This window comes from Oryzihumus sp., assembly GCF_036391795.1.
Lineage (GTDB): Bacteria > Actinomycetota > Actinomycetes > Actinomycetales > Dermatophilaceae > Oryzihumus.
In genome coordinates this window covers 1-3,897 of the sequence record NZ_DASVZH010000150.1, presented here as the reverse complement: position 1 = coordinate 3,897, position 3,897 = coordinate 1, and the positions used below count along the sequence as shown (strand labels likewise).

5 protein-coding genes are annotated in these 3,897 nt (G+C 71.5%); 1 reads left to right on the top strand and 4 read right to left on the bottom strand.

The window, feature by feature from the left end:
- Nucleotides 1-677: response regulator transcription factor (locus VF825_RS08745; RefSeq protein WP_331112270.1), on the bottom strand; the 677-nt coding region annotated here is incomplete at its 3' end.
- Nucleotides 674-1,909 carry a sensor histidine kinase gene (locus VF825_RS08740; RefSeq protein WP_331112268.1) on the bottom strand — a complete coding sequence of 412 codons (1,236 nt, stop codon included), beginning with the start codon at nucleotides 1,907-1,909 and terminating at the stop codon, nucleotides 674-676. The genes VF825_RS08745 and VF825_RS08740, both read right to left, overlap by 4 nt.
- 189 nt (nucleotides 1,910-2,098) lie before the next feature.
- On the opposite strand from VF825_RS08740, the gene phoU reads away from it, so the two are divergent.
- Entirely contained in the window at nucleotides 2,099-2,767 is a 669-nt protein-coding gene (gene phoU / locus VF825_RS08735) for a phosphate signaling complex protein PhoU (RefSeq protein ID WP_141789544.1), read from the top strand.
- A 70-nt stretch (nucleotides 2,768-2,837) separates the two neighbouring features.
- Here the strand turns inward: phoU and VF825_RS08730 are convergent, their stop codons facing one another.
- The gene (locus tag VF825_RS08730; protein ID WP_331112265.1) at nucleotides 2,838-3,581 is read right to left on the bottom strand and encodes a phosphoglyceromutase; all 744 of its coding nucleotides are present in this window, start codon (nucleotides 3,579-3,581) and stop codon (nucleotides 2,838-2,840) included.
- Nucleotides 3,582-3,614: 33 nt separating this feature from the next.
- On the bottom strand, nucleotides 3,615-3,897 hold a 283-nt coding region (locus VF825_RS08725; RefSeq protein ID WP_331112263.1), incomplete at its 5' end, for a YbjN domain-containing protein.

The following is a 3,897-nucleotide window of genomic DNA, read 5'->3' as shown; positions in this document are numbered from 1 at the left end:
GCCTCGAACTTGTAGCCCAGGCCGCGCACGGTGACGATGAAGCGCGGGTTGGCCGGGTCGGGCTCGACCTTGGCGCGCAGCCGCTTGACGTGGACGTCCAGCGTCTTGGTGTCGCCCACGTAGTCGCTGCCCCACACCCGGTCGATGAGCTGCATCCGGGTCAGCACACGGCCGGCGTTGCGCAGCAGCATCTCGAGCAGCTCGAACTCCTTGAGCGGGAGCGCGGTCTGCGTGCCGTTGACGGTGACGACGTGCCGCTCGACGTCCATGCGCACCGGGCCGGACTCCAGCGTCGAGGGCATGAGGTCCTCGGGCTCGTGGCCGCGGCGCAGCACGGCCTTGACCCGGGCGAGCAGCTCGCGGCTGGAGTAGGGCTTGGTGACGTAGTCGTCGGCGCCGAGCTCGAGGCCGACGACCTTGTCGATCTCGCTGTCCTTGGCGGTGAGCATGATGACCGGCACGCTGGAGCGCTGCCGCAGCGCCCGGCAGACGTCCTCGCCGGACAGGCCGGGCAGCATCAGGTCGAGCAGCACGAGGTCGGCGCCGCTGCGCTCGAACTCCTCGAGCGCCTCCGGACCGGTCTCGGCGATGGCGACCTCGTAGCCCTCCTTGCGCAGCAGGTAGGACAACGGGTCGGAGAAGGACTGCTCGTCCTCGACCACGAGGATGCGCGTCATCGGGTGACCTCTCGGGTGACAGGGGCGGCCGGCGCCGCCTCGGTGTTCGGTGAGCTGTTCGGTGAGCTGTGGGTGTCGGCGGCGGACTCGGGCGCGGCGGGCAGCCGCATGGTGAACGTCGACCCGCGGCCCTCCTCGCTCCACACCGTGACCTCGCCGCCGTGGTTGGCGCACACGTGCTTGACGATGGCCAGCCCCAGGCCGGTGCCGCCCGTGGCCCGGGAGCGCGCGGGGTCGACCCGGTAGAACCGCTCGAAGATCCGCTGCTGCTCGTCCTCGGGGATGCCCTGGCCCTGGTCGCTGACCGCGATCTCGACGATGCCGTGGTCGGCGTCGTGGACCGCGACGGCGACCTTGGTGTCGTTGCCGGAGTAGGCGATGGCGTTGCCGACGAGGTTGGCCACCGCGGTGATCAGCAGCTCGCGGTCGCCGAAGACGTGGACGCCCTCGTCGAGGGCGGTGGCGATCTCGATGCCCTTGGCGTCGGCGACCAGACGCGAGCGCTCGACGGCCTCGGCCGCCACCTCGGCCACGTCGACGATGACCGGCTCGTGCAGCGTGTCGGCCACCTGCAGGCGGCTCAGGTCGACGATCTCCTGGACCAGCCGGGTCAGTCGGGTGGCCTCCACCCGCATCCGCTGGGCGAAGCGCTCGACCGCCTCGGGGTCGTCGGCCGCGCCCTCGACCGCCTCGGCGAGCAGGGCCAGCCCGCCGACCGGGGTCTTGAGCTCGTGGCTGACGTTGGCGACGAAGTCGCGGCGGATCTCCTCGACCCGGCGGGCCTGGGTGCGGTCGTCGAGCAGGAGCAGCACGTAGGAGCCGCCGAGCGGGGCGACCCGCACGCCCATCGTCAGGCGGCCGCGGCCCAGCGGCCCGCGCGCCAGCTCCAGCTCGGACTCGCGGATCACGCCGTCACGGCGGACCTGCCGGGCCAGGTGGCGCAGCTCGGCGTGCACCAGCTCGGTCTCGCGGACCAGGCCGAGCGCCACGGCGGACGGGCTGGCCTTGACCACGGCGTCGGCGGAGTCCACGACGATGCCGCTGGAGCGCAGCACGGCGAGCACGTCGGCGACCCCGGCCGGAAGGTTCGGCTGCGGGGCCGGCGGCGTGACCAGGTGCTGGGAGCGCTCGGACAGGCGTAGGGCGAGCATCGCGACCGCCCCCACCAGGAGGCCGCCCACGCCTCCGAGGATCGCTGCGGTCGTGGCATCCACGATGCTCAGGATAGGCATGGCGCAAGGGTGCGTCGGCCGGGTGAACATGGGCTGACCACGCACGAAGCCAAGAGTTCACCTGAGATCCCGCGCGAGTTCACCCCGTGGTGCGAGGCTGGGCGAGCACGTGCGACGTCTCGTGCTGTCACGGCACACCGACGTGCCTGGCACGGGGCGTCGCCCCGGACACCGGAAAGCCAAGGGACCATGCGCGACGCGTTTCACGAGGACCTCGACAAGATCTCCGACGACCTGGTGGAGATGACCCGCCTGGCCGGCTCGGCCATGGCGCGAGCCACGACGGCGCTGCTCGACGCGGACATCCACCTCGCCGAGGGCGTCATCGCGGCGGACCACGAGATCGACCAGATCCGCCGCGAGCTCGACGACCGCTCGATCGACCTGCTCGCCCGCCAGCAGCCGGTGGCCACCGACCTGCGGATGGTCGTCACGGCGATGCGGATGAGCGCCGACCTGGAGCGGATGGGCGACCTGGCCCGGCACGTGGCGAAGGTGGCGCGGCTGCGCTACCCGCAGTCGGCGATCCCGCCGGTGCTGCGCGCCAACGTGCTCCAGATGGGCCAGGTGGCCGAGCGGATCGTGGCCAAGGCCGGCTCGATCATTGCCAGCAAGGACATCGACGCCGCGGTCGAGCTCGAGCGCGACGACGACGAGATGGACCGCCTGCACCGCGAGATCTTCAACCAGCTCATGAGCGGCAAGTGGGAGTTCGGGACCGAGGCGGCCGTGGACGCGACGCTGGTCGGCCGCTACTACGAGCGCTTCGCCGACCACGCGGTGTCGGTGGCCCGCCGGGTCGTCTACCTCGTCACCGGCGAGTGGCACACCGAGGCCGAGCTCGACGGCGAGGAGTAGACCCCCACAGCAACAACAGGTATGCCGCGCACCCACCGGGGTGCGCGGCATACCTGTGTGTGGGGCTGGGTCAGCGGCCCTGGTTGGCGACGGCCTCCGCGGCGGCCCTGGCGGCCTCGGGGTCGAGGTACTCGCCGCCGGGCACCTCCGGCTTGAGGTCCTTGCCGAGGCGGTAGACCAGCGGCATGCCGGTGGGGATGTTCAGGCCGGCGATGTCGGTGTCGCTGATGCCGTCGAGGTGCTTGACGATGCCGCGCAGGCTGTTGCCGTGGGCCGCGACCAGCACGGTGTTGCCCTCCAGCAGGTCGGGCACGATCGCGCTCTCCCACCAGGGCAGCATCCGGGCGATGACGTCCTTGAGGCACTCGGTGCGCGGGGCGTCGTCGCCGAGCCCGGCGTAGCGCACGTCGTGGGCCTGGCTGAACTCGTCGTCGGGGTCGATCGGCGGCGGCGGCACGTCGAAGGAGCGGCGCCAGAGCATGAACTGCTCCTCGCCGTAGGTCTCCAGGGTCTGCTTCTTGTCCTTGCCCTGCAGCGCGCCGTAGTGCCGCTCGTTGAGGCGCCAGGACCGGCGCACCGGGATCCAGTGCCGGTCGGCGGCGTCGAGCGCGAGGTTGGCGGTGTTGATCGCCCGGCGCTGCAGCGAGGTGTGCACCAGGTCCGGCAGCAGGCCGCTCTCCTTGAGCTGCTCGCCGGCGCTGACGGCCTCGGCGCGGCCCTTGTCGGACAGGTCGACGTCGACCCAGCCGGTGAAGAGGTTCTTGGCGTTCCAGACGCTCTCGCCGTGACGCAGCAGGACAAGGGTGAAGGTCATGCGGGCGAGTCTAGGGGCCCCGCCGCGGCGGCCTCAGGTGGCGTCCTGCTCCTCGAGCAGGTGCCGGAACGCCTCGAGGTTGCGGGTGGACTCCCCCCGCGAGATGCGCCACGCCCACTCCTTCTTCATCGACTCCAGGAAGCCGAGGGCCAGGAGCTCGTTGAAGGTCGAGTCGGCGGCGTCGAGGACGACGCCGAAGAGCTGGTCCAGGTATGCCGTGCTGACCCCTTCCAGCGGCACCCGCCCGGTGACGTAGACGTCGCCGGACCGGTCGATGCCGTAGGCCAGGCCCGGCAGCTTGAGGTTCTTGCGCAGC

Excerpts from the sequence above, each read along its gene's own strand:
- phoU (WP_141789544.1), top strand. The coding sequence starts at position 2,099 with ATGCGCGACGCGTTTCACGAGGACCTCGACAAGATCTCCGACGACCTG.
- VF825_RS08730 (WP_331112265.1), bottom strand. The coding sequence starts at position 3,581 with ATGACCTTCACCCTTGTCCTGCTGCGTCACGGCGAGAGCGTCTGGAAC.
- VF825_RS08740 (WP_331112268.1), bottom strand. The coding sequence starts at position 1,909 with ATGCCTATCCTGAGCATCGTGGATGCCACGACCGCAGCGATCCTCGGA.